This window comes from Streptomyces akebiae, assembly GCF_019599145.1.
In the GTDB taxonomy this organism is placed as follows: Bacteria; Actinomycetota; Actinomycetes; order Streptomycetales; family Streptomycetaceae; genus Streptomyces; species Streptomyces akebiae.
Window position 1 is genome coordinate 7,011,271 of the sequence record NZ_CP080647.1, and the last position, 24,296, is coordinate 7,035,566.

Below are 24,296 nucleotides of genomic sequence, written 5' to 3' on the forward strand. Positions count from 1 at the left end.
CTGGGAAAGGGCGGGCTACGCGCCTACGACGCTACAAACCGCCCCTCACCAGGGCAACTCACCTCCGGGGAACCCTTGTCGGCAAGAGTTCATCCGCCAGTGCGTCAACACGGGTAGCGAGGCCGTCCCGCACCGCTCGCGCGCTTTCGATGTCCAGGCCGCTCAGGTCCGGCAGGTCCCAGTCCAGGTAGCGGCGCCCGGGCCGGACCGGGCAGGCGTCGCCGCAGCCCAGCGTGACGACGACGTCGGCGGCCGTGACGACTTCGCGGGTCAGCGGCTTGGGGAACTCCTCGTCCGCGTCCAGCCCTTGTTCGGCGAGCAGCCGCAGCACGACCGGGGCGATCTCCGTGCCGGGCTCGGAGCCGGCCGTCAGCACCCGGATCCCGTCCCCGGCCCGGTGCCGCAGCAGTGCGGCGGCCAGCTGCGAACGCCCCGCGTTCTCCGTGCACACGAACAGCACCTCGGGCACCGGCTTGGGTGACAGCCCCATGCCTCGGGCCAGGGCGCCGAGCCGCTGGTCGGCGAACCGCTCGACCAGGACCGGGAGGTGGGTGGCGACGCGTGCCTTCGCCGACAGCACCCAGGAGCACTCCTCGACGTACCGCTCCACGGTCTCCTTGGAGAACGCCCTGCCGTGGCGTGCGGCAAGGCGGGCTGTGATGCGTTCGAGTACGGGATCGATGTCCCGCAGAGGCGGTGCAGCTCGGCGGCCTCGGCCGAGAGGGCTTTGCTCGTCCATGGGGCGGCTCCTCGGTCTGCGGCTTCCATCACCGCTCTCACCACGGATAATAGGTGCATATCTATATCTTGGATAGACGTCAACCTAAGTGAACGCTTGGTGAACAAGGGCCTCGGTGTGGCTTCGAACACACGGTTGGTGTCAGGCCCCCACTTATGGTGAATAGATGGCTATCACTGAATTGGGCGCCGCTGAGGAAGCGGGCGAGGCGGCAGCGGAGAGCTGTAGTCCCGGTCTCGCGTGCCTGCTCATCGAGCGCGACGAGGCCGAGCGTCTGGCCCTCATGCTCAAGGCCATCGCAGACCCCACGCGGCTGCAGATCTTCCGCATCATCGAACGCGCGCCGGCCGGTGAAGCCTGCGTGTGCGACCTGGCCGACTGCCTGGGTTTCCGGCAGCCGACCGTCAGCCACCACCTCAAGATCATGACCGAGGCGGGGCTCCTGAACCGCGAACGCCGCGGCACCTGGTCCTGGTACTCGGTCAACTACGACGGCCTGAACAAGGTGCGCGCGATACTGCAGCCGTCGGTCGGCGCCCTGGCGGCCCAGGCCCTCGACCGGGTGTAACCGCACAGCACCACGACTTCAGCCGTCATCTACCGGCGTACGCAGAGAGGGACCGGCCCGTCGAGGCGCCGGTCCCTCTTTGTAGCCACTCAGCCGAGGTAGTCGGCCAGTTCACGCTCCAGCGCGGCCTTCGGCTTGGCGCCGACGATCGTCTGCACGACCTCGCCGCCCTTGTAGACGTTCATCGTCGGGATCGACATCACGCCGTACTTCACGGCGGTGTCCGGGTTCTCGTCGATGTTGAGCTTGACGATCTCGATGGCGTCGCCGTGCTCGGCCGCGATCGCCTCCAGGGAAGGGGTGAGCTGGCGGCACGGGCCGCACCAGGCCGCCCAGAAGTCGACGAGCACGGGCTTGTCGCTGCCCAGGACGTCCTGCTCGAAGGAGTCGTCGGTGACGTTCTTGAGGGCCATGCGGGTCTCCTCGTAGGGGGTGGGGCGGGTGCCGTCAGACGGCGGCGACGGCCGCAGCCGGCTCGGGTGCGTCGGTGAGGGCGGCGAGGTACCGCTCGGCATCCAGCGCCGCAGCGCAGCCGGAGCCGGCCGCGGTGATGGCCTGCCGATAGGTGTGGTCGACGACGTCGCCCGCACCGAAGACGCCGGGGATGCTCGTGCGCGTCGACGGCGAGGCGACCTTCAGGTAGCCCTCGGAGTCCAGATCCAGCTGGCCTTTGAAGAGCTCGGTGCGCGGGTCGTGGCCGACCGCGATGAACAGGCCGGTCACGTCCAGGTCGCGGGTCTTGCCGGTGAAGGCGTCGCGCAGCACGACGCCGGCGAGCTTGCCGTCCTTCTCCTTGATCTCGGCGATCTCGCTGTCGAAGGCGAAGGAGATCTTGTCGTCGGCGAAGGCGCGGTTCTGCATGACCTGCGAGGCACGCAGGGTGGAGCGGCGATGGACGACGGTGACCGAGCGGGCGAAGCGGGTGAGGAAGGTGGCTTCCTCCATGGCGGTGTCGCCACCGCCGACGACCACGATGTCGCGGTCGCGGAAGAAGAAGCCGTCGCAGGTGGCGCACCAGGACACGCCCCGCCCGGACAGCTCGTCCTCCTTGGGTAGGCCGAGCTTGCGGTAGCCGGACCCGGTCGCGACGATCACGGCCTTCGCGCGGTGGACCGTGCCCGCGGTGTCCGTGACGGTCTTGATGTCCCCGGTCAGGTCGACCTCGACGATGTCGTCGTCGACCATCTCGGCGCCGAAGCGTTCGGCCTGGGCCCGCATGTTCTCCATGAGGACCGGGCCGTCGACGCCCTCGGGGAAACCGGGGAAGTTCTCGACCTCGGTGGTCGTGGTCAGGGCCCCGCCGACGAAGATCGCGCCGCCGAAGACGAGCGGCTTGAGTTCGGCGCGGGCGGTGTAGAGGGCGGCGGTGTATCCGGCGGGGCCGGAGCCTATGACGATGACCTCGCGGACGTCCGTGCTCGTGCTCATGAGGTCGGCTCCGGCGCGATCTCCTTGATCAAGCCCTCGATGAGCACCTTGATCTCGTCCCGGATCGGACGTACGGCCTCGACGCCCTGGCCCGCCGGGTCCTCCAGCTGCCAGTCCAGGTACCGCTTGCCCGGGAAGACCGGGCAGGTGTCGCCGCAGCCCATGGTGATGCAGACGTCAGACTCCTTCACCGCGTCCACGGTGAGCATCTTCGGCACCTCGGCTGAGATGTCGATGCCGACCTCGGCCATGGCCTCGACCGCGGCCGGGTTGACGCCGGCGCCCGGGTTGGAGCCGGCGGAACGGACCTCGACACGGTCCCCGGCCAGGTGGGTCAGCCACGCGGCGGCCATCTGGGAACGGCCGGCGTTGTGGACACAGACGAAGAGCACGGAGGGCTTGTCGGACATCAGGAGGTCTCTCTTGTCTCACGACGGCATCAGGCGCGAATGACTTCAGCACCCGGTGGTGTCAGCCACCACTGATGTGAGAGTATCAGTCCATGATGACGTCAGTCGACACTGATCTGATGCGAGTCCTCGCCGACCCGCTCCGCCTCCAGATCGTCACCCTCCTCGCCAAGGAGACGCTCTGCTCCACGCACCTGATCGAAGAGACCGGTGCGAAGCAGACCAACGTCTCCAACCACCTGAGAGTGCTGCGCGAGGCCGGGGTTGTCGAGACAGAACCGTGCGGCCGGTACACGTACTACCGGCTGCGCCCGGACGTCATCGCCCAGCTCGCAGGCCAGTTCGCTGATCTGGCCGAATCCGCTCGCAATGCCGCCGAGAACAAGAGGGCCTGCCCGTGACCCCCACCGAAACAGCCGCGACCACCGAGGAGTCCTCGGTCGTCGCGAAGCTGTCGACGCTCGACCGCTTCCTCGCCGTATGGATCCTGCTCGCCATGGCCCTCGGTCTCGGCCTGGGCAGGCTCATCCCCGGCCTGAACGACGCCCTCGCCAAGGTCGAGATCGGAGGCATCTCCCTGCCGATCGCCGTCGGACTGCTGATCATGATGTATCCGGTCCTGGCCAAGGTCCGTTACGACAAGCTCGACGCCGTCACCGGCGACCGCAAGCTCATGGTCTCGTCGCTGGTCATCAACTGGATCGTCGGCCCAGCGGTGATGTTCGCACTGGCCTGGATCTTCCTGCCGGACCTGCCCGAGTACCGCACCGGCCTGATCATCGTCGGCCTGGCCCGCTGCATCGCCATGGTCATCATCTGGAACGACCTCGCCTGCGGCGACCGCGAGGCCGCGGCCGTCCTGGTCGCGCTGAACTCGGTCTTCCAGGTTCTGGCGTTCGGCCTGCTCGGCTGGTTCTACCTCGACATCCTGCCCGGCTGGCTCAACCTGGGCGACGGCGAGCACCTCGACATCTCCATGTGGAAGATCGCCCTGAACGTCGTCATCTTCCTCGGCATCCCGCTGCTGGCCGGGTTCCTCACCCGACGCATCGGCGAGAAGAAGCTCGGCCAGGAGAAGTACGAGTCCAACTTCCTTCCGAAGATCGGCCCCTGGGCCTTGTACGGACTGCTCTTCACGATCGTCATCCTCTTCGCCCTGCAGGGGAAGACGATCACCTCGCAGCCCCTCGACGTGGCCCGCATCGCGCTGCCGCTGCTGGTGTACTTCGCGATCATGTGGTTCGGCACCTTCGCCCTCGGCAAGGTCATCGGCCTCGCCTACGACCGCACCGCCACCCTCGCCTTCACCGCGGCCGGCAACAACTTCGAACTGGCGATCGCGGTCGCCATCGCCACCTTCGGCGTCACCTCCGGCCAGGCCCTGTCCGGCGTCGTCGGCCCGCTCATCGAGGTCCCCGTCCTGGTGGCGCTGGTGTACGTCTCCCTGGCCTGGCGGCGGAAGTTCAGCGCCGCCCAGCAGCTCACACCGGCACGGCAGGAGGGCTGATGCACTGCCTGGACTGTTACAGCGGTGGACGGCAGACACCGGCGATCGGCATCTGCCGCCAGTGCGGGGCAGCTGCCTGTGCCCAGCACGTCCAGGTGGGGCAGCAGTCCCTGACCTGCACCAAGCCGATCAACCGTGCGGTCACCATCGACCCGCCCGTACGACGGCTGCTGTGCCGGACCTGCTCCGCGGCCCACCAGGCGCACGCCGATTGCTGCCCCCAGTCCGCCAACACCGCCCGGACCCCGTGACCGGCGGCAGCCGTACGCAGGTGGTGGTGATCGGCGGCGGCCAGGCCGGGCTCGCCGCCGGCTACCACCTGCGCCGCCTCGGTGTGGACTTCGTCATCCTCGACGCCCAGTCCACGCCGGGCGGCGCCTGGCGGCACGCCTGGGACTCGCTGCGCCTGTTCTCCCCGGCCGCGTACTCGTCCCTGCCGGGTCGTCCGATGCCGCTACAGGCGGGGCAGACGTACCCGGACGCAGGCCATGTGGTCGGCTACCTGACCGAGTACGAGCGCCGTTACGACCTTCCGGTGCACCGCCCCGTACGCGTCACCGGGGTCCACCATGACGGTGAGTTCCTGCGTGCCGAGACGGACGCGGGCGTCTGGCGAACCCGGGCCGTCATCAGCGCCACCGGCACCTGGTGGCGCCCCTTCCTGCCCGCCGTCCCCGGCCGGGCGGACTTCCGCGGGCGACAGCTGCACACCGTCGAGTACCGCAGCCCACACGACTTCGCCGGACAGCGGGTCGTCGTGGTCGGCGGCGGCAACTCCGGCGCGCAGATCGCCGCCGACTTGGCGTACGAGACGGAGCTGACCTGGGTGACCCAGCGTCCGCCCCGCTTCCTCGCCGACGACATCGACGGCCGCGCCCTCTTCGACGCGGCCACCGCCCGCCGCCGCGCCCTCGAAGAGGGCCGCACCGACACGGGAGGCGTCGCGTCCCTGGGCGACATCGTCGCCGTACCGCCCGTACGGGAGGCCCGCGACGCCGGACGGCTGAAGGCGGCACCCATGTTCGTACGCCTCGACCGCGACGGAGTCCTCTGGGCCGACGGCACGCGGGCGCCGGCCGACGCGGTCATCTGGTGCACCGGCTTCCGCCCGGCGCTCTCCCACCTGGCATCGCTGGGACTGCGCGGGGTTCGCGGCCACATCGCCACCGAGGGAACGCGGGCCGTGGACGAGCCGAGGGTGCACCTGCTCGGCTACGGCGACTGGACCGGCCCCGCCTCCGCCACCCTCATCGGCGTCGGGCGTCCTGCCCGCGAAGCCGCCCGCGACATCGCCGGCCTACTCGCGTAGGACCCGACCGGCCCGAGGACCCCCGGACCCAGCGGCAGCGGCTCGTGTGTCGGGCCGTCTGCAGGAACGGCCCCGCGTCGTCAGCGGAAGCGGACAATCACGTCGCTGGCGCTATGGGGGCGCGGGCGTTCACGGTTCAGACCGCGGCCGGGGCGATGGTCAGCAGCTTGCCCATCGCGGCAAGCACCGACGGCTCGACCCGGTAGTACACCCAGGTGCCGCGCCGCTCGGAGGTGAGCAGCCCGGCCTCCTTGAGCTTCTTCAGGTGATGGGAAACGGTCGGCTGCGAGACGCCGACGTCGGAGATGTCGCACACGCACGCCTCACCGCCCTCGTGCGAGGCCACGGCGGAGAACAGTCGCAGTCGTACCGGGTCGCCGAGCGCCTTGAACATTCGCGCGGCAGTCTCGGCCTCCTCCGCCGTGAACGGGCGCTCGGTGAGCGGCGGGCAGCACGGCGCCGCAGCCTCGCTGGGGCCAGGGTCCAGCAGCGGCAGCACCTTCGTATTCGACATGCATCTATGTTGACACATGTCGAACCAGTGGGGCGAGGCGGACGGCCTCAGGCGCGGGTCAGGTAGGCGGCGATGCGCTGCGCAGCCCGGGCTGCATCCCTTCCGACCCCGCGCAGGGAGTTCGACGACAGGCTGCGCTGCCACTCCAGCCCGACGTACGCTAGCCCTGCGTGCGTCAGTGACATCCCCTCCCGGTGGCGAGGGTGCCCTGTGACATCGAGGGCGCCTAGCGGGGAGAGGTAGCCCAGGTCGGGGCGGTAGCCGGTGGCCAGCGCGATGGCGTCCACCTCCTCCGTGCTTCCGTCGGCCCAGGTGACCTTGGTGCCGTCGATCCCGGTGAACACCGGGCGCCGGTCTGGTCGTCCGGAGGTGACGGCGGCCCGGTAGCGGCCGTCGTCGATGACCAGCTGGGTCGGCGGCGCGGAAAGGAACCGGCCGGCGGGCAGCGTGTCGAGCCCGCTGCGGGCCAGCCACCAGTGCAGGTCCCGGCCCAGGATGCGCTGCCGGGCGAACCGCACCGGATGCCGCACCGCGAGCGTCACCCGAGCCCGCCCGGCGAGCTCGGCGGCGATCTGCACCGCGGAGTTCCCGGCGCCGACGACCACGACCCGCTGCCCGTCGAACGGCTCGGGCGCGCGGTAGTCGGCGGCGTGCAGCAAGGTTCCGGTGTAGGTATCCAGCCCCGGAAGGTCCGGCTGGTGGGGGTGGCCGAAGGCGCCGGTCGCCGCGATCACGGCGCGCGCCGCCAGCTGCCCACCGCCCTCCAGGTCCAGTGTGAACGTGCCGCCTTCGAGGCGGACTTCACGTACCCGTGTCCGGGTGCGGATCTCGGCGTCCAGCCGGTCAGCGCAACGCAGTAGATAAGCGATGACCTCGTCGCGGTGCGGGTAGTGGTCCGGGTCGCCGCCGAACGGCAGGCCGGGCAGGGAGCTGTACCGGGCCGGCGAGAAGAGGGTGAGGCTGTCGTAGTAGTGCGGCCACGACCCTGCCGCCCGCTCCGACGCCTCCAGTACCACCGGCTGAAGCCCCTGCCCGTGAAGGGCGTGCGCGGCGGCCAGCCCGGACTGGCCACCACCGATCACCGTGACATCGACCTGTTCCACGATCCCTACCCCCTGAATTTGATGAATGTCTATGTTGACGCTTATCAATACAGGTGCAATGCTGGGTCGCGCAAGCCATCGACGAATGTCGAAGCAAAGGGGAATCTTGTGAACGCGCCCACCACCGACCAGCTGCCCGTCGTGGTCGTCGGAGCCGGCCCGATCGGCCTGGCCGCCGCCGCCCGCCTCATCGAGCGCGGCCTCGAACTGCTCGTCCTAGAGGCCGGGCCGTCAGCCGGCACCGCCGTACGGGCCTGGTCGCACGTGCGGCTGTTCTCCCCCTGGGCCGAGGTCACCGACCCGGCGGCCGAGAAGCTCCTCGCCCCCACCGGCTGGGTCCGCCCGGACGGCGCCGCCTACCCCACCGGCGGCGACTGGGCCGGGAAGTACCTGCAGCCGCTCGCTGACGTCCTCGGCGACAAGGTCCGCTACGGCGCCACGGTCACCGGCGTCGCCCGCGCGGGCCGGGACCGCATCGTCGACTCCGGCCGCGACGAGCAGCCCTTCACCGTCCACATCCAGCTCGCCGACGGCCGCGAGGAGCGGATCACCGCCCGCGCCGTCATCGACGCCTCCGGCACCTGGTCCACCCCCAGCCCGATGGGCGCCGACGGCCTGCCCGCCCTCGGCGAGAAGACCGCCGCCGACCGCATCTCCTACCAGGTCCCCGACCTGGGCGACCCGGCCGTACGCGCCCGGTACGCGGGCAAGCGCACCGCCGTGATCGGCTCCGGTGCCTCCGCCTTCACCGCCCTCGCCTACCTCGCCGACCTGGCCAAGGAGGAAGACGGGACCCACACCGCGTGGATCCTGCGCCGGGGCATCGGCGCGAGCACCTACGGCGGTGGCGAGGCGGACGAGCTGCCCGCGCGCGGCGCCCTGGGGCTGCGCGCCAAGGCGGCCGTCGAGGCCGGCCACGCGAGCGCGGTCACCGGCTTCCGTACTCAGTCCGTGGAGCGCGACGGCGACCGGCTCATCCTCGTCGCCGAGGACGGCCGTCGCCTGGACCCGGTCGACGAGGCCATCGTCCTGACCGGCTTCCGTCCGGATCTGTCCTTCCTCTCCGAACTCCGCCTCGGTCTCGACGAGCGCCTCCAGGCACCCACCGCGCTGGCCCCGCTGATCGACCCGAACGTCCACTCTTGCGGCACGGTCTACCCGCACGGCGTGAACGAGCTCTCACACCCGGAGCAGGGCGTCTACCTGGTGGGCATGAAGTCCTACGGTCGTGCGCCCACGTTCCTCGCGATGACCGGCTACGAGCAGGTCCGCTCCATCACGGCGGCGATCGCCGGCGACCAGGAGGCCGCCGAGCGCGTCGAGCTGACCCTGCCGGAGACCGGTGTATGCGGCGGCGCGGGCCTGTTCGACGACCCCGACGCCGCCCAGAGCAGCGACGGCGGCGGCTGCTGCGCCGCCCCCGCCACCCTCCAGATCGGCATCGGCGCCCCGGCCACAACCTCCGGCGGCTGCTGAACACCCCACCCACCCAAGGAGGTTCGCCATGACAGCCCGCGTACAGCTCGCCCTGCGCGTCCCCGACCTCGCCGCGTCCATCGCCTTCTACACGAAACTCTTCGGCACCGAGCCCGCCAAACTCCGCGACGGCTACGCCAACTTCGCCATCACCGAGCCCCCGCTCAAGCTCGTCCTCATCGAAGGCACCGCGGACGAGGCAACGCGCATGGATCACCTCGGCGTCGAGGTCGAGACGACCGAGGCGGTCCACGCCGCCACCGCCCGCCTGGGCGAGGCCGGCCTGGCCACCGACGTGGAGAACGACACCACCTGTTGCTACGCCCTCCAGGACAAGGTCTGGGTCCACGGACCCGGCCAGGAGCCCTGGGAGGTGTACGTCGTCAAGGCCGACGCCGACTCCCTGGCCAAACAGCAGGGCAGCACCTGCTGCACCGGCACGGCCGAGGCCGACACCGGCGCGAAGGAACCGGTCGCCGCGGGCGGCTGCTGCTGACCCGCCGATGACCGACGTCCGCGCCAGCGGGGCCGTGACCGGGACGGGGGTCCGGTCACGGCCCCGCGCCGCGCTGCCCGCCCTGTGCGCCACCCAGATCACCAGCTGGGGAATCGTCTACTACGCCTTCCCCGTGCTCAATCCGCAGATCACCGCCTCCACGGGCTGGTCGTCCAGTGCCACGACGGCCGCTTTCTCGGGCGCGCTGCTGATCTCCGCCGTCACCGGCATACCCGTCGGCCGCGTCCTCGACCGCCAAGGCCCTCGCGCTGTGATGACCACCGGTTCCGTCCTGGGCGTCATCGCCGTGCTCGCCATCGCCTCCGCGCCCAACCTGATCGCCTTCACCGCCGCGTGGCTCCTGGCCGGTGTGGCCATGGCCGCCACCTTCTACCAGCCCGCCTTCGCCGCCCTCACCCGCTGGTGGGGCAGCGACCGCATCCGCGCCCTCACCATCGTCACCCTCGCCGGCGGCCTGGCCTCCACCGCCTTCGCCCCGCTGACCGCCACGCTCGCCGAGCACTTGAGCTGGCGCAGCACGTACGCCATCCTCGCGCTGATCTTGGCCCTCGTCACCATCCCCGCTCACGCCTTCGCGCTACGGGGACGTTGGCCGCCCGCACCGGCGTCGCCCTCCCAACGGGATGCCCCCAGCGGGGCGGTGACCCGCAGTCGGCCGTTCCTGATGCTCGCCGCCGCGCTCACGCTGAACAGCTTCGCCATGTACGCGGTCGTCATCGCCCTCGTGCCCCTCCTGATCGCACGCGGCGCGAGCCCCACCGCCGCCGCCTGGGCTCTCGGCCTGGGCGGCGCAGGACAGACCCTCGGCCGCACCCTGTACGCGGCGCTCGCCAGCCGCACCGGCGTCACTACCCGCACTGTTGCCCTGATCATGCTCGGCGGGACAACGACTGCTGCGTTCGCGATGGTCTCCGGCCCCTTCCCCCTGCTCGTGGGCATCGCGGTCGCAGCCGGCATGGTGCGCGGCAACCTCACCCTGCTGCAGGCCACTGCTGTCACCGACCGTTGGGGAACCACGGACTACGGACGTCTCTCCGGGCTGCTGGCCGCGCCTGCCACCATTGCATCTGCCTTGGCTCCGTTCGCGGGAGCCGCGCTTGCCGGACCGCTCGGTGGCTATCCGAGCCTGTTCGCCGTGCTCGCCCTGGCCTCCGCCGCAGCGGCCCTCCTCGTGCTGGGGAGCTGACGAAGATCACTGAAATTGGGGGGCGGACAGACGAGTCGGCACCTGCTGGCCAGCTGCCGCGATGGACAACGGACAGGAGCAAAGCCTGTCCATAACTTGATCTCATGCCACCAGCCCCGCCCTCGAGCCCTCAGTGGCGCAAAAAATCGAACACATGCTTGAATCCGCTCATGCGACCGTTTCCCGACGACCTCGTTCAGGCACAGCAGGAGTGGATCTCCGCCTACCGTCAGCTTGCCGACCAGCCCGGCCAAACAGGGCTGCGGCGCCGCTTGTACCAGCTGTCGACCGCGGTGTTCTTCCACCCCTACTGGACGGAGCGTGGCGGCCGGACTCCGGCAGCATGGCAGCAGCTGCGGGGTGTCGGACGGGAAGAAGGGAGCTGAAGATGAGGGGCATTGACGTGGTCAGCGGTGCAGGCCGTGTCCGCGCTACCGCCTGATACACCTCGCCTCCGGGCGATCCTGCGGTACCTCGACGAGCAGATCACTGACAACGAGACCGTGGGCGTCTACCTACGGCTTCAGCACGATGCCGTCTCCAAGGCGCTGGCTCGTAACGAAGGTCCGGCAGCGGCTCAGCCTGCCCAGACGCCCCAAGAGAGCCCAGATGCCCTTCCCGCCTTCGCAGGGGGCCGGCGGGGGCTGAATGCGACAGGCTTCGCCGTGGAGCGGCAGCCCAGGGCGATCGGGCCCGAGCCAGCCCGCATCCACACCGACGACTGTCGGAACGCCGGCCCGACGCATCCGATCACCGCGCACGACGCCCGCGCGGCGCTGTTCGACCCGATGGTGCAGGCATGCGGATTCTGTCGCCCTGACACCGAACTCGGTATCGATCTGGACTGAGTTGGACGGGGCCCGGACTGGCTGCTGCGGCACCCTGCCCGCTGCGGCTCGGCGGAAGGGAAGGTGGCGCAAGAGGCCGCTGGGCAGGCAGGATCGAGACATGAGGATTCTCGTGTTGGGCGGTACTTGGTTTCTGGGCAGGGCAGTTGTCGAAGGCGCGCTGCAACGGAATTGGCAAGTGACCACCTTCAACCGCGGGCTCTCTGGCCAGGCTGTCGCTGGTACCGCAGCGGTGCATGGCGACCGCATGAACCCCGGCGACCTGCAGCGACTTGCGGAGCACGGCCCGTGGGACGCCGTGGTGGATACTTCCGCCTCGTCGCTTGCGCCGCGCGATGTCCTGGCGGGCGCAACGGCGTTGAAGGATGTAGCCGGGCAGTACGTGTACGTCTCGACGGTCTCTGCCTACCAGGGATGGCCCGACGAGCCACTGACAGAGTCCTCGCCGGTTCTTGACGGACCGCCGGACGCTGATAGCGAGTACGGGAAGATGCCTGAGGGCTGGGACGGACCTGACCTGCATTATGGCCGTCAGAAAGCTGGCACGGAGCGAGCCGTGCTTGCCGTACTCGGACAGGGCGGCACGACGATCATGCGACCGGGCGTGATCCTCGGCCCGGGGGAGTATGTGGGACGCCTGCCTTGGTGGCTGACCCGCGCAGCGCGCGGCGGGAAGATCGTCGCTCCGGGAACTCCCGAAAAGACGATCCAGCCCGTCGACGTACGGGACGTTGCGGCCTTCGCGCTCGACCGTGCTGAGGCCAGCTCTGGCGGGACTTTCAACGTCACCGCACCGGTGGGGCGAGAGACTATGGGGGGATTCCTTACCGCGTGCCTGGAAACAACGGGTGCTCCCGGAAGCCTGGTGTGGGCTCCTGATGAACTACTCATCGAGCACAAGGTGCGGCAATGGACAGAACTGCCGCTGTGGCGCACTCACGCTGGCGTGTGGCGCATTGACTCCAGTGGTGCATACGCTGCTGGCCTGAGCTGCCGTCCGCTGGCCAAAACCGTGGCCGACACCTGGCGATGGATGCAAAGCGGTGGAATGCCGGTGGAACATCCCCGCTGGGCCGAGCACGGTATCGATCCCACCAAGGAAGCGAAGATCCTCGCTGCACTCGGCCGCTGAGCCTGCGACCTCCTACCCCTCAATGGCGAGCCGAGCAGCGGCCCCGAGTTGTTGGGGAGCAGCGATGCGGCAGAAATGCTCGATCCGTTCGCCCAACGAGGCCGCCTGTGGTGAGGTTTGGAAGTCCGTGTGCGTGAGTTCACTGCGTACTGCGCTGATCCGTTCGACGACCCCTGCCCCCCGCCACTCGGCTGGTAGCTGGAAGACCGGCTCAAGAGCTTCGACCGCTCCGTCCAGTTCGCGGCGCAGCAGACGCGCGCCCGCGAGATCGACTCCCGCCTGGGAAGTGATCAGCACTGGTCGGCGCTCGGGAGGCTGGGCGCTTAGCAGAGACAGAGCCTGATCCGCAGCTTCCTCGGCGCCTTCGGCGTTACGGAGGAGGAGGTATGTAGTGGCATTACTCATCGCGACTCGATCCGGCGGAAAGCCGAACTCGCCACCAATGTCGTCGTGCATTTCGTCACGGCGACCCGTGTCGGCCTCCAACGAGCGACGGATTGCCTGAGCGGCAGCGTCACCGTTACCAAGGTGGCCGTAGGCCCGGCCTTCGATAACCGCGAGCCGCGTCACAGCGGTGTCGCCGAGTCCAGAGAAACGCTGTGCGGTGTGGACCAGACGAACCGCTTCGCTGGGACGGCCCTCCCAGTAGGCGCGTAGCGCCAGTGCGCCATGTGCGAATGCCTGAAGAGGACCATGCTCGATGACCTGCCCATACAACGCGGCTGTACGAGCGAGCTGGGCAGATGGGCCGAGTGCGCCCAGGTCGAAGCAGGCTGAGCCGAGAATCGCCGCAGCCTGACCCGCGTTCAGATATGCGCGCTGGCGTTGGCGGGGCATCTGAGTGCGGTCGAGCATCTCCTGTGCGACGGCGAGCAGTTCCTTTGCCCTGCGGTACACCTCGAAAGGCGGTGTGCGGCCGTAGGTCTGCGCGATAGTCACGACGTCTTCTTCGAGCTGATCCATGCTGATGTCGGGCACGGCCTGGGAGGCTGCGGCGCCGGCGTGTGCGGCGGCATCCCGAGCAGTCATTGCGAGTTCACCTTCGTTGAGCGTTCGTTGTTCTGTGGTGGGCCCCGTCGCCTCGCCAGGTGGAGCGAGCAACTCCCGGATTGTGTAGTCGGGGAACATGCGCGCTAAGACTTGGGGGGCAGGCCGGGCGGGTGTCTGGACCTTGCCTGCGGTCCATCTCCGATAGGTCATCTCAGCGACTTCGGCGCCCCGCAGGACAGCATCGCCTGTCTCTGTGTACAGGTCTTCTGCTACGCCCTTGTAGATCCGATTGAAGTCGTCGTATGTCCAATGCCGCTCGTCCATGAGCCGCCGAAGGAGCGTCGCTTCTGTCATGGGGTGCTCTCCCGCCCTTCCCCCCCCGGCCGCCGAGTGGCGTCGGGTGGTGTGTCCCCTGCCTAGCCGATGATCACCCCTCAGCGGCATCCCCTAACACCATTCCGTGGTGATGGTGCCCAAGTGGTATCTGGGCGGCACTTGACACCTTCTGACGGTGCCTCAGCGACACCCCAGTGTTATGGCGTGCGCCGCAGCAACGGCGCAATCCTTACCAGGCTGAATTTGCGCCAGCACGTTCTGTGACGCTTCCCAGCGATCCGAAGCAGCCTGACCGAGGACCGGGTGCGACAGGCACTCATCGCCAGTCCACGGAGGGCCGCCAGCGTCCGATCGGTACTACGCGGCTCCTGGAGGGCACGTTGATGACGACCTCGGTATGGCCTCCGAGAACGCGCGACCGGTCCGCGCTGGTTCACGCGTACGTCGATCTGCTCGGGTGGACCCTCTTCGTCGGCTCTGACCCGGTCCAACCGGGCGAGCTGGAGGACGCCTTCACCTCCAACCCGAACACCGTCTTGCTCGCGTCGTGCTCTTCCTTCGACGCCGTATCGATCCCGTACAGAGCGGCCACGGAGGCGCTGATCAGGCTCGAACGGAAGGAGCTTTCAGTGCCCTGCCTGCTGAGCGGCGAGAGGGGCATCTTCTTGGTCGAGGCCGGCAGTGGCCACCGCGTAGCGGCACTCGGTGGTGTCGAAGTCGCCGCAGGGGACGCCGCTCGCATGATCCTGCCGCCGACGGTCGGGGCACGCTGGGACACGCCGCCGTGGAGACGTAGCGAGCGGGTGCCGGTGAAGCTCCACAACACCGACGTGGTTGGGCCCTTCCTGAGCGGTGCCCTACGCCTCTTCTCGCACTCCTCCGAGGCAGGTGGAGCCGCATGTTGATGCCGTGCGGAGGCTCCGCGAGCACGACGGCCGACACCATGGTCCGCCTCGTAGCCAAGCTCCGGGACTGGGAACCGCTCGACTGGGACGCGACCTTCGACGCCTTAGCCAGCGTCCTGGACTGCCAGGCACCTCTGGACGACGAGCTCGAAGAACTCGCCCAGCGCCTACGCGGTGCCCTCATGCAGATCGTCACCATCGCTGTGGCCGGTCTCGTGGACGAGGACAAGGAAGCAGCCGTGCTGATCGCGCGGGCCCGGACCCTGCGTTCCGTGGAACTGCCCGGCAACTACTGGATGGCGCTCGGCCACCTCCGCCGCCTGGGGTGGGTCACCAGCGAGCTGGTGGAACTCCTGTCCAAGACCGGGCACCTCAAGGACGCCGCATGACGACTGCCGCCGGAACTCCGATCCTGCCGACCGCAACCGCCCTGCCCGCGGCGGAAGCGTACGACTACGACTACTACCGCGCCCGGCTCGCGCACCCTTGCGTGCTGGAGCAGAGTGTCGCCGTCCGCGCCCTCCGGATGCCATTCCTGGCGGTGCCGGTCGGCGGTCCGCGCCGTGGTGGCTACTTCCCCGTACATAACGTGCTCATCGGCCTCGCAGTGTGCGACGTTCTCGAAGGCCGACCGGGCTTCATTCAGCCGCGGCTTCGTTGGTCGCCGGATCGTGACGTCAGCCTCCTGGTCGAGTGGGGCGATGCACCACCGGCCGAGGACGACGTGGCTCGCGGTCGCTTCTACGGCTACAGCGACGCCGCGATCTCCAAGTTCCTCCGCTCCACCGCGCGCAGACCCCCGACTCCCTCTTCGACGTCCACCCGTTCCCCCGCGGGGCTGTGACGTCGAAGAGGGCCCTACCCCGTACGAGCAGATTCGAGAGGAAGAGCACCCATGTGTCGGCACGATCCCCCATGCCCCGCCGCTGAGGCGTCCGACCGCGAGGCGGCCAAGACCGTCCTGCGGGATGACGTGCTGGGCTGGACGCTGCTCTGCAATGGAGTGCTGCTCTTCGCGGACACCGGCGAGTTGCTGCCGGACGGCCGGGTCATCGCTCCCCACCGTCCCGCCGTGCCGACGGGAGCAGCCGCATGACCGCCACCGCCAGCCGCCTGGTCCCGTACATCACTGCCCGCGAGGGTGAAGAGGCTGATTCCTTTCTGGCGCTGCGCGCGAGTTTTGGCGCCGACGGCCGCTCCCGCCTCTCCTACTGGGACGAGAGCCGAGACGATCGGGATGTCCGCGACACTCTCTGGGCCCGGACCTCGCAGTCGATAGGCCGTGACGGGATGCCGGAGGGACCGCCGCAGTGGCGACTCGTGCACCCTGCCCGGCAGCGGCACACGATGATGAACCTCCTCTGCCAGGTCTGTGTTGGACCGACCAAGACCCCCGACGGGTACTTGTTCCTGGAGAGCGGCACCGTTCCCGGGCCAGGAGCCACCGTCCGCACCGCACAGCCTCCGGTCTGTCTGAAGCACGCGCGCGCCGCATCCAAGCTGTGCCCCAACCTCGTCCGGGAGGGACACGTCGCCCTGATGGTGCAGAGCGCACCGCTCTTTGGCGTCATCGGCACCCCCTATCAGTGGAGCAGCAGCGGTGTGCAGGCCCTGGCAGGCGACGACACACCCCTCCCGTACGGCAGCCCCAACCTGCGCTGGTTCCTGGCCTCCCAACTCGTCCGCACCCTGCGGGCCTTCACGGTCATCGACCTCGACGATCTCGCGCCCGCCGCCTAGACGGCCCCGCCAAGTTGGCAGGCGGGGAATGCCCAACAACTCCGACTCCCGAGGGAGAACCTCTCTTGATCAAGCCGCCCGAGGACGACGAATTCCGCGTGGTCACGTGGAACGTTGAGCACAACGGCATCAGCAACAGCGGTGACGACGCGCGATGGCATCTGGCCATGGACGTTCTTGCCACCCTCCGGCCGCACGTGCTTCTCCGCCAGGAGCTGACCCGCGCGGACATGTTCGGTGGGCGCGCGGTCTGGGCGGAGTCCGCCCGGCTCGGCGGCCACGCGGCTTTCCTTGCCAGCGCGACCCCCGAGTCCGCCAACCCGACCGGCGTCTATGTGGACCGAGACCTGTGCCAGCCGACCGAGTTCTTCGAGCACCGCACCGGGATGTGGCACCCGGTATGCAACCCCGTGGTCCGGCTCAAGGGCGCTTTGAAGAAGCTGAGTCTGGCGTCGGTCCATCTGTGCTCCTTCGACCCCGCCACGCGGGCGAGCGAGGCGAAGCGAGTGGCCACGCTGGGCCGGCCGGGCATGGCGGCGATCGTCGGGGGCGACATGAACTCGTACTCGCACCGGCTGAGCAGCGGGCATCCGCTGCCCGACTGGAGCCAGATCAAGGACCGGGCTCACTTCGAGGCGCGCACGATCGAGCGGGACGGCAAGCGGGTCTCCGACACGCTGCCGGACGAGATCCTCTCGGGCGAATACGAGGGACGACCGCCCGTCTTCGTGGAATTGGGGTACTACGCCGCGACCGAACTCGGCCTGGAGGGAGCTCTCGAACCGACTGCGTCGTTGTGGCGCACGGACCAGGGGACGAGGCAGCGGATCGACCGGCTGTATGCGACAGCGCAGGTTGCCGGAGCCCTGACGGGGCTGGAGGTCGTCGTCACCGATGAGGTGATCGAGGCGTCCGATCACCCCCCGGTGGTCGCCACCTTCAGTCTCTCGGCGCTGCGTCGTGCCCTGTCCGTAGATCCGGCAGTCGCCGCCTGAGCCGGGACAGACAGCGATGCCACGGCAGTGCCGCAACGAAGAGAGGAACCGATGAGCGAGATCACTCTGTTGTCCTGGAACTTCGAGAACAACGGCGGGAACGACCCGGCGAAGCGCCTGAAGGCACACGAGCTGTTGGTCTCCCTCAATCCTCAGATCGTGTTCCGCCAGGAGATGTGGGGAGCGGATGCCAACGGCAACACGATCCTTTACGAGCTGGAGCACGTGCTCGGCCTGCGAGGCTGGCTCGGACCCGAGTCGTGCACCGCCGTCTTCGCCGATCCGCGCGTATTCCGGCCGGTGCGGGAGTGGGACAAGGCCGCCCCCATGTGGGTGCTGCCGCCCACAGCACTGATCATGCGCTACCTGCCTGCCGGGGACGAAGCGATGCCGCTCGCCCTGGTCTCCTACCACCTCAACTACGCGTCCGGTACAAACCGGGTGGCCGAGTCGGAATGGGTTTCGACCTGGGCCGACAAGAAGTGGACCGCGCCGCAGGGCGAGACCGTACGGATGCCGTGCCTGGCTGCTGGTGACAACAACAGCTATCCGGTTCCTGGCGTCGAGGGCGATCCGGCGCTGCCGGTACTTGAGCAGATAGACGACAGGCCCCATAGGTTGCATCGCTCGTACGTGGGAGCGGGCGGCACACGGGTGATGGATACCCGCCCGGACGAGGCGCTTCGCACCGCGGGCTTGGAGGACGTGGCCCGCTATTGGGCAACAGCGAGACGCGGAGACAAGAGGGCGGTGTCTCGGACGGTCAATGCCTGTGCGACGCACGGCCCGGACTCCCGCGTCGACCGTGTCTACGGCACTACTGACCTGCTGACCGCGGTGACCGGTGTGGACGTGGTTGAGGTGCCCGAAGACGTGTCGGACCACCACATCGTCCGCGTCACCCTCGATGCCGACTGCATCTCGGACGTCCTCAATCACCAGACGATCGCCCGAGCTGTCTGATTCAGATCCCACCGACACCCCGAGAACGCCAAGAGAGAAGGAACTCCGCGTGTTTATCGAGATCCCGAGCGAAGTCGAGGCCGCTCTGATCGACCGTTCTCTCCCGCCCTGGGAACTGGACGGTTCGTTCCTGGCGCAGTCCACCATGGAGGAGTATCGGACCGAGCTGACGGCCACCCCGCAGTTCGAGGAGACCGCCGCGACGCTGCGCCACGCGCTGACCGGGGCGGGCGGCGGGTACGCAGTGCTGCGCCTGGGGAACCTCGCCACGGCGCTGGGGACCGACGACGACCAGTTCCTGCGGCTGGTGACGGGCTTCGCGGCCGAGGTGGCCGTCCCCTTCTCGCCCTTCCCACGGTGGCCCCTGTGGAAGGACATCGGGGTCAAGGTCGACAAGGACCCCGGCAAGTCCAGCGGCATCGGGTACAACGCGTTCCACATGGACCTGGTGAACGGGACCCTGCCCCCGGACTACACCACGCTCCTGTGCGTTCGCCCCGACCCGCTCGGCGGCGGCCCCAGCATCCTCTCCGACGCCCACGCGGCGGTGGCGCGGCTGTCGGAGAACAGCCGCGCCCTCCTGGCCGAGTCGGCCTACCACTACGGGACCTTCTTCGACCTGCACGGCGTCGGCGAGGAGTACAAGCCGTTCCCGATCCTGGACGGCTCCGACCCGGGCGGGTTCGTCCGGTTCACCGCCAAGATGCTGAAGAGGTCCGAGCTCGGCGAGGCGCACGCCGACGCCGCCAGGGAGCTCGCCGAGGAGCTCGTCCGGGGACAGGTCTCCTTCATGCTCCAGCCCGGGGACTACCTCATCGTGAACCAGCGTCGCTTCCTGCATGGCCGGGAGGCGCTCCACAGCGGTCAGGAGACCGTCTCGGTCGCCGACCGGCGGCTGCTCCTCCAGTTGTTCCTGCGCGGGAGGGAAACAGTCGCGCACCGGGCTCCCCGGGCCCGTGCACGGACCTAGATGAGGGAGTTGCGCAGCGACTGCCACACAGCGCCGGCCAGCGCCCGCGTCGCTCGCGGGGCCGACAGATGCTCGTGCTCGCGGTACAGGGCCCAGTTGTATTGCACGAGCGACAGCTTGTTGGAGGACAGCGATCCCGCCTGGTGAGCCCTGTACACCGCAAGCGGCTCAGCCAGGCCCCGGGCGTCAGCGCCGTCCCGCATGATCGACAGCCAGAGGGCGTAGTCCTGGCGCTTGCGCATCTCCGGCATCAGCCTCGTGCCCAGGACATTGCGGTCGTACATGGCGGTGAGAGCACCGATGTGGTCTTGGACCAGCATCGCGCGGTAGTCCACGTGCTCCCGCGCACGGATCACCCGCCCGTTCGGGATCCAGTCGGTGCTCTCGCCGTCGTAGTCGGCGTCCATCTTGAAGTACGAGGTGAACGTCAAAGGCGCAGTGGCCTCCGCAGCGAAGGCGAGCTGTTTCTCGGTCTTCTCCGGAAGCCACATGTCGTCGCTGTCGAGAAAGGCGATGTAGTCCCCGCGGGCCCGCTCGATCGCGAGGTTGCGGGCCCGGCCCGCACCGCCCCGTTCGGGTGCCGACTTCGGCAGGACGCGCTCGTCCTGCTCGGCGAACTCGCGGAGCAGGTCCATGGAGCCATCGGAGGACTGGTCGTCGGTGACCAGCAGCTCCAGGTCGCTGTGGGTCTGCGTGAGCACCGAACGGACGGCTGCGCCGAGGGTGGCCGCCGAGTTGTACACGGGCATCACGACAGATACCAGGGGCACAGCTCTTCTCCTTGCCAGATCAGGAACGACGGTCCATTCAAGCACTGCAATCGAGTAGGAGCTGTCATGCAGATAGTTGTCGCTGGTCAGGGCTATGTAGGGCTTCCCCTGGCCGTACGCGCCGCCGAGGTGGGTCACCATGTCGTCGGCTACGACGTGGACCCGCACCGCGTTGAACAGCTCGCCGCCGGCCAGTCCTACGTGGCGGACGTGGACTCCTCGCGGCTGCGCGCAGTGCTGGACTCCGGGGCCTACTCCGCGACCGCCGACGCTGCCGCGCTGGTCGGCTTCGACATCGCAGTGATCACTGTGCCGACCCCGTTGCGGGACGGCGTGCCCGACCTGACCTACATCGAGTCCTGCGCCCGGACGCTGGGCGAGCACCTTCGCCCCGGTGCGACGGTGGTCCTGGAGTCCACGACCTATCCCGGCACCACCGAGGAGCTGCTACTGCCGATCCTGGAAGAGGTGTCGGGTCTCAAGGGCGGGGTGGACTTCCTGGCCGGATTCAGTCCCGAGCGGATCGGAAACAAGCGGTGGTCGTTCGACGGGACGCCGAAGTTGGTGTCCGGAATCGACGCCAAATCACTCGATGTGATCAAGGGTTTCTACGACGGTATCTTTCAGACCACGGTACCGGTGTCCGGGACGAAGGTCGCCGAGCTGGCGAAGCTGATCGAGAACACCTTCCGGTTCGTCAACATCTCCATGGTCAACGAGATGGCGATGCTGGCCGCCTCCCTCGGCGTGAACATCTGGGAGGCGATCGACGCCGCCGCAACCAAGCCCTTCGGATTCACACGGTTCACCCCGGGGCCGGGAGTCGGCGGGCACTGCCTGCCCGTTGACCCGATGTTCCTCTCGTGGAAGGCCCAGCAGGAGCTTGGCGTCCCTTTCCGGTTTGCGGAACTCGCCGCCGACGTGAACCGGCACATGCCCGACTACGTCGTCCGGCGTCTCGTGGAAGCACTCAACAAGAGCGGCATGCCCATCAGGGGATCTCGGATTCTGCTGCTCGGCCTGACCTACAAGTACAACGCCACCGACCTTCGCAATTCCCCTTCGGCACGTGTCGCCGAACTTCTCATCGACCTCGGCGCCGAGGTTCGCGGCGCCGAACCCAACATCCCGGACGGCGACGACACCAAGCTGAACGTGCTCCGGGTCGATGCGAGCCCGGACGAGGTAGGGGCCGCTGATGCAGTGGTTCTTCTCATGGACCACCCGCGATTCGACCTCCCGATGATCGAGAAATGCGCAACCTATGTTCTCGACTGCCGAAACCGTCTTTCCGGAGCGAACGTCGAGACTCTTTAGCTTCTCGAAATCACCCCGGACCGCGGCCAATCCTCCACCTTCGGGAGCTCTCTTGCGCGACGAATGGGAACACGCCCACACGGACTACACCATGCCCGTGCAGCGTCGCATTCCTGCCTCGCTGGCCGAAAGCGAGAGCGACTGGCGCCACTACCTGGAATGCTCAACCCCCAACGGCTGGCTGATACAGAACAACGCCATGACTGACGCGCTCGTCAGCGGAAAGCCGATGTACCTGCTGCACACCACCAAGGACATCGACGCCATCCGCATCAGCCGGCAGTTGCACGTCTCCACCGGATGCCTGGTCGGAGCCCTGTACTGCTCGCCTCTCGTCAGTCAGACCGAGGGACTGCGTCCACACAACCTCGGCGCCTACCTGATGCGGACGAAGCCTTCCACCACGCCCATGGTCTTCGAGGTAATCCCGGATGCCCCGATCCGGCCCAAGGGCGTCGACTACCTGCATCTCGGTGCCATCCACCTGCGTACCTACCTGCGCTACCAGAGCTTCCTCACTCCGGCCGAGAACGACCAGCTCGACCGCGCCGTGCTGGCCGGGCTGCGTGCCGCGGCCGTGTTCCTCGACGTCGCCTTGCGCAACGCCGCCGGCCATGCCACTCCGGCACCCGAGTTCATCGACCAGTTGTCCGACGCCGTGGCCCGCGTGCCGTTCCTCGGCTACCTGTACTTCGAGGTTCTGTCCGAATACCTGATGCTCCACTCCGTTACTCCGGAGACCAAGACCTATGCCCAGGCGGGAGAGCTGAACAACTGGCTCTACAAACGACTCGCCTTCGCGGCCGTGGACGGCATGGACCAGTTGTTCGACCTGGCCCGTTTCAATCCGCGCCATCACCGGCTCGTCCAGCTCGTCGAAGGCATGGAACCGGCTCTCGGCCCGGGAGTCGCCGAGTACGTCCGGCGACGACTGTCCCACCTGTTCGCCCGCACCGCGCTGCACCCATCCCAGGATGCGGCATCGGTCACCTTCCAGGGCGCCGATCTCAGCACGCTCCGCAAAGCCGCGCCCGGACTGATCGGCCAGATGATATTCCGCGAGATCCGGTACATGCCGCGCTATCAGCAGCTGTACCACTGCTTCGAGAAAGCCAAGGCTCTTGAGGCATGGGACTACTGGAACAACGAGGGAATACCCACCCCCTTCAACGGAGTCCTCCCAAAGGGAGAGATAGGGATAAATCCCGTCTACGCCCGATCGGCAGTCAGAGTGTGGACGGCAGAACTGGACGGTAAGGGCTATTTACATCCGGCCGATGAGGTCACGGCCGTCTTCACACCGCACCTGGCGTCATGGTGGGCGCCACCCCGTCATCGCGAGATGCAGAACGCCGCCGATGATTCACGATTCGGGGTTGCCCTGGGAGCCCGATCTCCGGTTCCACCCCAACGGTCATCCATGAATGGAGTTTCCGCATGACCGCCCAGCTCCTGAACATCCTGACCGGCATCAACCGCACTGCCGAGCCTTCGTCCGGGAGCATGATCCTCGTCAACGACCTCTACGGCGCGATGCCTGAAAGCCATACGACTTTCCTGGGCAGAGCGCCGGTTGATCAGGCTTGGGAGGCTACGTTTGATCAGCTGATTACGCTCTCCACGACGAAACGCCCCCACGGCCCGGACTTCGACCCCTACGTAGACGAGTTGACGCGTGAGGTCGGTGCGCTCATCGAGAAGATCCAGCCGAACGCCATTCACGCCCAGTACCTCGGGTTCGCTCTCAGCCTGGCCTTCACCCGAACCGCCGGCAACATCCCGATCATCGCCATCGCCCACGGCCCCGAGGTGATGGTGGCCGAGCGCAGCGCATCGGAACGCGAGGCCATGAATGAAGTTGCTGCCGCCAGCGCCGCGATCGTCGCCCCGACCTCCGCCCTCGCCGACCGCATCGACCGTCTCACCGGCCGCCGATTCACCGACCGACTCACCATCATCCCGTGGGGCATCCCTCTGAGTGATACCCGGGTACGCGATCAACCGCCTACCGGAACCGGACCCCTGTCTCTGGTGCACGCCGGTCGCCTGGACGACAACAAATCCACGATCACCGCCATCGAAGCCCTCGCTTTAACCGATCAGCCGCACCACTTGACCGTGATCGGCAAAGGAACCCTACGGGAACATCTGGAACAGCGGGCTATCGAACTCGGGCTCCGGGACCGGGTCCATTTCGATCCGTTCCTGCCCCGCACCGAACTGTGGCGCCGCCTGCCGAAATTCGACGCCTTCGTCTTCACAACCAGGGGTCTGGAGGCTTTCGGGCTCGTCCTCATTGAGGCCCAAGCCCACGGACTTCCGGTTGCCTACTCCGATCTGCCCGGTGTGAGGGAAATCCTCGGGGGCGCTGGCGTTCCCTATACTCCTGGCGACCCGCGCTCGCTGGCCGTGGCCCTAGACGAGATGGGCCGGGACTTCCACCGGCGCAAGGCCCTGAAAAAGGCGGCTCTCGATAACGCGCGCCGATACGACATCACTACCACCGGCCGCCAGCTTCGCGAACTGACGCTCCGCGTCACCTCTTAACCCCGGGGTCAGGAGGAATTCGGGCT

30 protein-coding genes are annotated in these 24,296 nt (G+C 68.1%); 22 read left to right on the forward strand and 8 right to left on the reverse strand.

Going from position 1 to position 24,296, the window contains the following annotated elements; genetic code table 11:
* Positions 1-58: 58 nt before the first annotated feature.
* Positions 59-739 carry an arsenate reductase/protein-tyrosine-phosphatase family protein gene (locus K1J60_RS30215; RefSeq protein WP_220648957.1) on the reverse strand — a complete coding sequence of 227 codons (681 nt, stop codon included), beginning with the start codon at positions 737-739 and terminating at the stop codon, positions 59-61.
* 166 nt (positions 740-905) lie between these two features.
* On the opposite strand from K1J60_RS30215, the gene K1J60_RS30220 reads away from it, so the two are divergent.
* The gene (locus K1J60_RS30220; RefSeq protein ID WP_051867627.1) at positions 906-1,307 is read left to right on the forward strand and encodes an ArsR/SmtB family transcription factor; all 402 of its coding nucleotides are present in this window, start codon (positions 906-908) and stop codon (positions 1,305-1,307) included.
* A gap of 89 nt (positions 1,308-1,396) precedes the next feature.
* Here K1J60_RS30220 and trxA read toward each other — a convergent pair whose 3' ends face one another.
* The 3 genes from trxA to K1J60_RS30235 are packed head-to-tail and all read right to left on the reverse strand — an operon-like array spanning position 1,397 to position 3,145.
* Complete coding sequence (trxA, locus tag K1J60_RS30225) at positions 1,397-1,720, reverse strand: thioredoxin (RefSeq protein ID WP_220648958.1); 324 nt, start codon at positions 1,718-1,720, stop codon at positions 1,397-1,399.
* A 34-nt stretch (positions 1,721-1,754) separates the two neighbouring features.
* Complete coding sequence (trxB, locus tag K1J60_RS30230; RefSeq protein ID WP_220648959.1) at positions 1,755-2,735, reverse strand: thioredoxin-disulfide reductase; 981 nt, start codon at positions 2,733-2,735, stop codon at positions 1,755-1,757.
* Positions 2,732-3,145, reverse strand: coding sequence for an arsenate reductase ArsC (locus K1J60_RS30235; RefSeq protein WP_220648960.1), 414 nt, complete (start codon positions 3,143-3,145; stop codon positions 2,732-2,734). The genes trxB and K1J60_RS30235 overlap by 4 nt, the downstream gene beginning before the upstream one ends.
* A 92-nt stretch (positions 3,146-3,237) precedes the next feature.
* Between K1J60_RS30235 and K1J60_RS30240 the strand changes: the two genes are divergently transcribed.
* From K1J60_RS30240 to K1J60_RS30255, 4 genes are read left to right on the forward strand one after another with little or no spacing between them, the layout of a single operon-like run.
* Positions 3,238-3,546 (forward strand): ArsR/SmtB family transcription factor, encoded by a 309-nt coding sequence (locus tag K1J60_RS30240; protein ID WP_220648961.1) that lies wholly within the window; start codon positions 3,238-3,240, stop codon positions 3,544-3,546.
* On the forward strand, positions 3,543-4,652 hold the full coding sequence (arsB, locus tag K1J60_RS30245; RefSeq protein WP_220648962.1) for an ACR3 family arsenite efflux transporter: 1,110 nt from the start codon (positions 3,543-3,545) through the stop codon (positions 4,650-4,652). Before K1J60_RS30240 ends, arsB begins: the two co-directional genes overlap by 4 nt.
* On the forward strand, positions 4,652-4,903 hold the full coding sequence (locus K1J60_RS30250) for a DUF2180 family protein (protein WP_220648963.1): 252 nt from the start codon (positions 4,652-4,654) through the stop codon (positions 4,901-4,903). Before arsB ends, K1J60_RS30250 begins: the two co-directional genes overlap by 1 nt.
* Complete coding sequence (locus tag K1J60_RS30255) at positions 4,900-5,961, forward strand: ArsO family NAD(P)H-dependent flavin-containing monooxygenase (RefSeq protein ID WP_220648964.1); 1,062 nt, start codon at positions 4,900-4,902, stop codon at positions 5,959-5,961. Before K1J60_RS30250 ends, K1J60_RS30255 begins: the two co-directional genes overlap by 4 nt.
* Positions 5,962-6,097: 136 nt before the next feature.
* Here the strand turns inward: K1J60_RS30255 and K1J60_RS30260 are convergent, their stop codons facing one another.
* Together K1J60_RS30260 and K1J60_RS30265 are read right to left on the reverse strand one after the other, a co-directional pair.
* Positions 6,098-6,475: an ArsR/SmtB family transcription factor gene (locus K1J60_RS30260; protein WP_220648965.1), complete on the reverse strand. Its 378-nt coding sequence runs from the start codon at positions 6,473-6,475 to the stop codon at positions 6,098-6,100.
* Between the two features lie 47 nt (positions 6,476-6,522).
* The gene (locus K1J60_RS30265; RefSeq protein ID WP_220648966.1) at positions 6,523-7,578 is read right to left on the reverse strand and encodes a flavin-containing monooxygenase; all 1,056 of its coding nucleotides are present in this window, start codon (positions 7,576-7,578) and stop codon (positions 6,523-6,525) included.
* A 108-nt stretch (positions 7,579-7,686) separates the two neighbouring features.
* Between K1J60_RS30265 and K1J60_RS30270 the strand changes: the two genes are divergently transcribed.
* The 6 genes from K1J60_RS30270 (at position 7,687) to K1J60_RS30295 (ending at position 12,737) form a co-directional block, all read left to right on the forward strand.
* Complete coding sequence (locus K1J60_RS30270; protein WP_220648967.1) at positions 7,687-9,054, forward strand: NAD(P)-binding domain-containing protein; 1,368 nt, start codon at positions 7,687-7,689, stop codon at positions 9,052-9,054.
* A 28-nt stretch (positions 9,055-9,082) separates the two neighbouring features.
* Positions 9,083-9,550: an ArsI/CadI family heavy metal resistance metalloenzyme gene (locus K1J60_RS30275; protein WP_220648968.1), complete on the forward strand. Its 468-nt coding sequence runs from the start codon at positions 9,083-9,085 to the stop codon at positions 9,548-9,550.
* 7 nt (positions 9,551-9,557) lie between these two features.
* Complete coding sequence (locus K1J60_RS30280; protein WP_220648969.1) at positions 9,558-10,757, forward strand: MFS transporter; 1,200 nt, start codon at positions 9,558-9,560, stop codon at positions 10,755-10,757.
* Between the two features lie 170 nt (positions 10,758-10,927).
* Positions 10,928-11,143 carry a hypothetical protein gene (locus K1J60_RS30285; protein ID WP_220648970.1) on the forward strand — a complete coding sequence of 72 codons (216 nt, stop codon included), beginning with the start codon at positions 10,928-10,930 and terminating at the stop codon, positions 11,141-11,143.
* A gap of 36 nt (positions 11,144-11,179) precedes the next feature.
* On the forward strand, positions 11,180-11,605 hold the full coding sequence (locus K1J60_RS30290) for a DUF6233 domain-containing protein (RefSeq protein ID WP_220648971.1): 426 nt from the start codon (positions 11,180-11,182) through the stop codon (positions 11,603-11,605).
* A gap of 100 nt (positions 11,606-11,705) precedes the next feature.
* Positions 11,706-12,737, forward strand: coding sequence for an NAD-dependent epimerase/dehydratase family protein (locus K1J60_RS30295; protein WP_220648972.1), 1,032 nt, complete (start codon positions 11,706-11,708; stop codon positions 12,735-12,737).
* Positions 12,738-12,749: 12 nt separating this feature from the next.
* Here the strand turns inward: K1J60_RS30295 and K1J60_RS30300 are convergent, their stop codons facing one another.
* The gene (locus K1J60_RS30300; RefSeq protein WP_220648973.1) at positions 12,750-14,081 is read right to left on the reverse strand and encodes a hypothetical protein; all 1,332 of its coding nucleotides are present in this window, start codon (positions 14,079-14,081) and stop codon (positions 12,750-12,752) included.
* A 365-nt stretch (positions 14,082-14,446) separates the two neighbouring features.
* Here K1J60_RS30300 and K1J60_RS30305 point away from each other — a divergent pair, with 365 nt between their 5' ends.
* The 8 genes from K1J60_RS30305 to K1J60_RS30340 all read left to right on the forward strand — a co-directional run bounded on the left by K1J60_RS30305 (position 14,447) and on the right by K1J60_RS30340 (position 19,636).
* A complete protein-coding gene (locus K1J60_RS30305) occupies positions 14,447-14,968 on the forward strand; it encodes a hypothetical protein (RefSeq protein ID WP_220648974.1) in 522 nt (173 codons plus the stop codon).
* Positions 14,962-15,357: a DUF6415 family natural product biosynthesis protein gene (locus tag K1J60_RS30310; protein ID WP_220648975.1), complete on the forward strand. Its 396-nt coding sequence runs from the start codon at positions 14,962-14,964 to the stop codon at positions 15,355-15,357. Before K1J60_RS30305 ends, K1J60_RS30310 begins: the two co-directional genes overlap by 7 nt.
* Positions 15,354-15,812, forward strand: coding sequence for a DUF6302 family protein (locus K1J60_RS30315; protein WP_220648976.1), 459 nt, complete (start codon positions 15,354-15,356; stop codon positions 15,810-15,812). The genes K1J60_RS30310 and K1J60_RS30315 overlap by 4 nt, the downstream gene beginning before the upstream one ends.
* A 51-nt stretch (positions 15,813-15,863) precedes the next feature.
* A complete protein-coding gene (locus K1J60_RS30320) occupies positions 15,864-16,064 on the forward strand; it encodes a DUF5999 family protein (RefSeq protein WP_220648977.1) in 201 nt (66 codons plus the stop codon).
* Positions 16,061-16,708 (forward strand): hypothetical protein, encoded by a 648-nt coding sequence (locus K1J60_RS30325; RefSeq protein WP_220648978.1) that lies wholly within the window; start codon positions 16,061-16,063, stop codon positions 16,706-16,708. Before K1J60_RS30320 ends, K1J60_RS30325 begins: the two co-directional genes overlap by 4 nt.
* 65 nt (positions 16,709-16,773) lie before the next feature.
* A complete protein-coding gene (locus K1J60_RS30330) occupies positions 16,774-17,703 on the forward strand; it encodes an endonuclease/exonuclease/phosphatase family protein (protein ID WP_259407985.1) in 930 nt (309 codons plus the stop codon).
* Positions 17,704-17,754: 51 nt separating this feature from the next.
* On the forward strand, positions 17,755-18,666 hold the full coding sequence (locus K1J60_RS30335) for an endonuclease/exonuclease/phosphatase family protein (RefSeq protein ID WP_220648979.1): 912 nt from the start codon (positions 17,755-17,757) through the stop codon (positions 18,664-18,666).
* A 49-nt stretch (positions 18,667-18,715) separates the two neighbouring features.
* Positions 18,716-19,636: a TauD/TfdA family dioxygenase gene (locus K1J60_RS30340; RefSeq protein WP_259407986.1), complete on the forward strand. Its 921-nt coding sequence runs from the start codon at positions 18,716-18,718 to the stop codon at positions 19,634-19,636.
* Here the strand turns inward: K1J60_RS30340 and K1J60_RS30345 are convergent.
* Positions 19,633-20,406, reverse strand: a complete 774-nt coding sequence (locus tag K1J60_RS30345; protein WP_220648981.1) for a glycosyltransferase family 2 protein — start codon at positions 20,404-20,406, stop codon at positions 19,633-19,635. The two genes, K1J60_RS30340 and K1J60_RS30345, sit on opposite strands and share 4 nt — an antisense overlap.
* 66 nt (positions 20,407-20,472) lie before the next feature.
* Here K1J60_RS30345 and K1J60_RS30350 point away from each other — a divergent pair, with 66 nt between their 5' ends.
* The 3 genes from K1J60_RS30350 to K1J60_RS30360 are packed head-to-tail and all read left to right on the forward strand — an operon-like array spanning position 20,473 to position 24,270.
* On the forward strand, positions 20,473-21,723 hold the full coding sequence (locus K1J60_RS30350; RefSeq protein ID WP_220648982.1) for a nucleotide sugar dehydrogenase: 1,251 nt from the start codon (positions 20,473-20,475) through the stop codon (positions 21,721-21,723).
* Between the two features lie 52 nt (positions 21,724-21,775).
* Positions 21,776-23,164 (forward strand): hypothetical protein, encoded by a 1,389-nt coding sequence (locus K1J60_RS30355; RefSeq protein ID WP_220648983.1) that lies wholly within the window; start codon positions 21,776-21,778, stop codon positions 23,162-23,164.
* Positions 23,161-24,270, forward strand: a complete 1,110-nt coding sequence (locus K1J60_RS30360) for a glycosyltransferase family 4 protein (RefSeq protein WP_220648984.1) — start codon at positions 23,161-23,163, stop codon at positions 24,268-24,270. The genes K1J60_RS30355 and K1J60_RS30360 overlap by 4 nt, the downstream gene beginning before the upstream one ends.
* Positions 24,271-24,296: the final 26 nt, after the last annotated feature.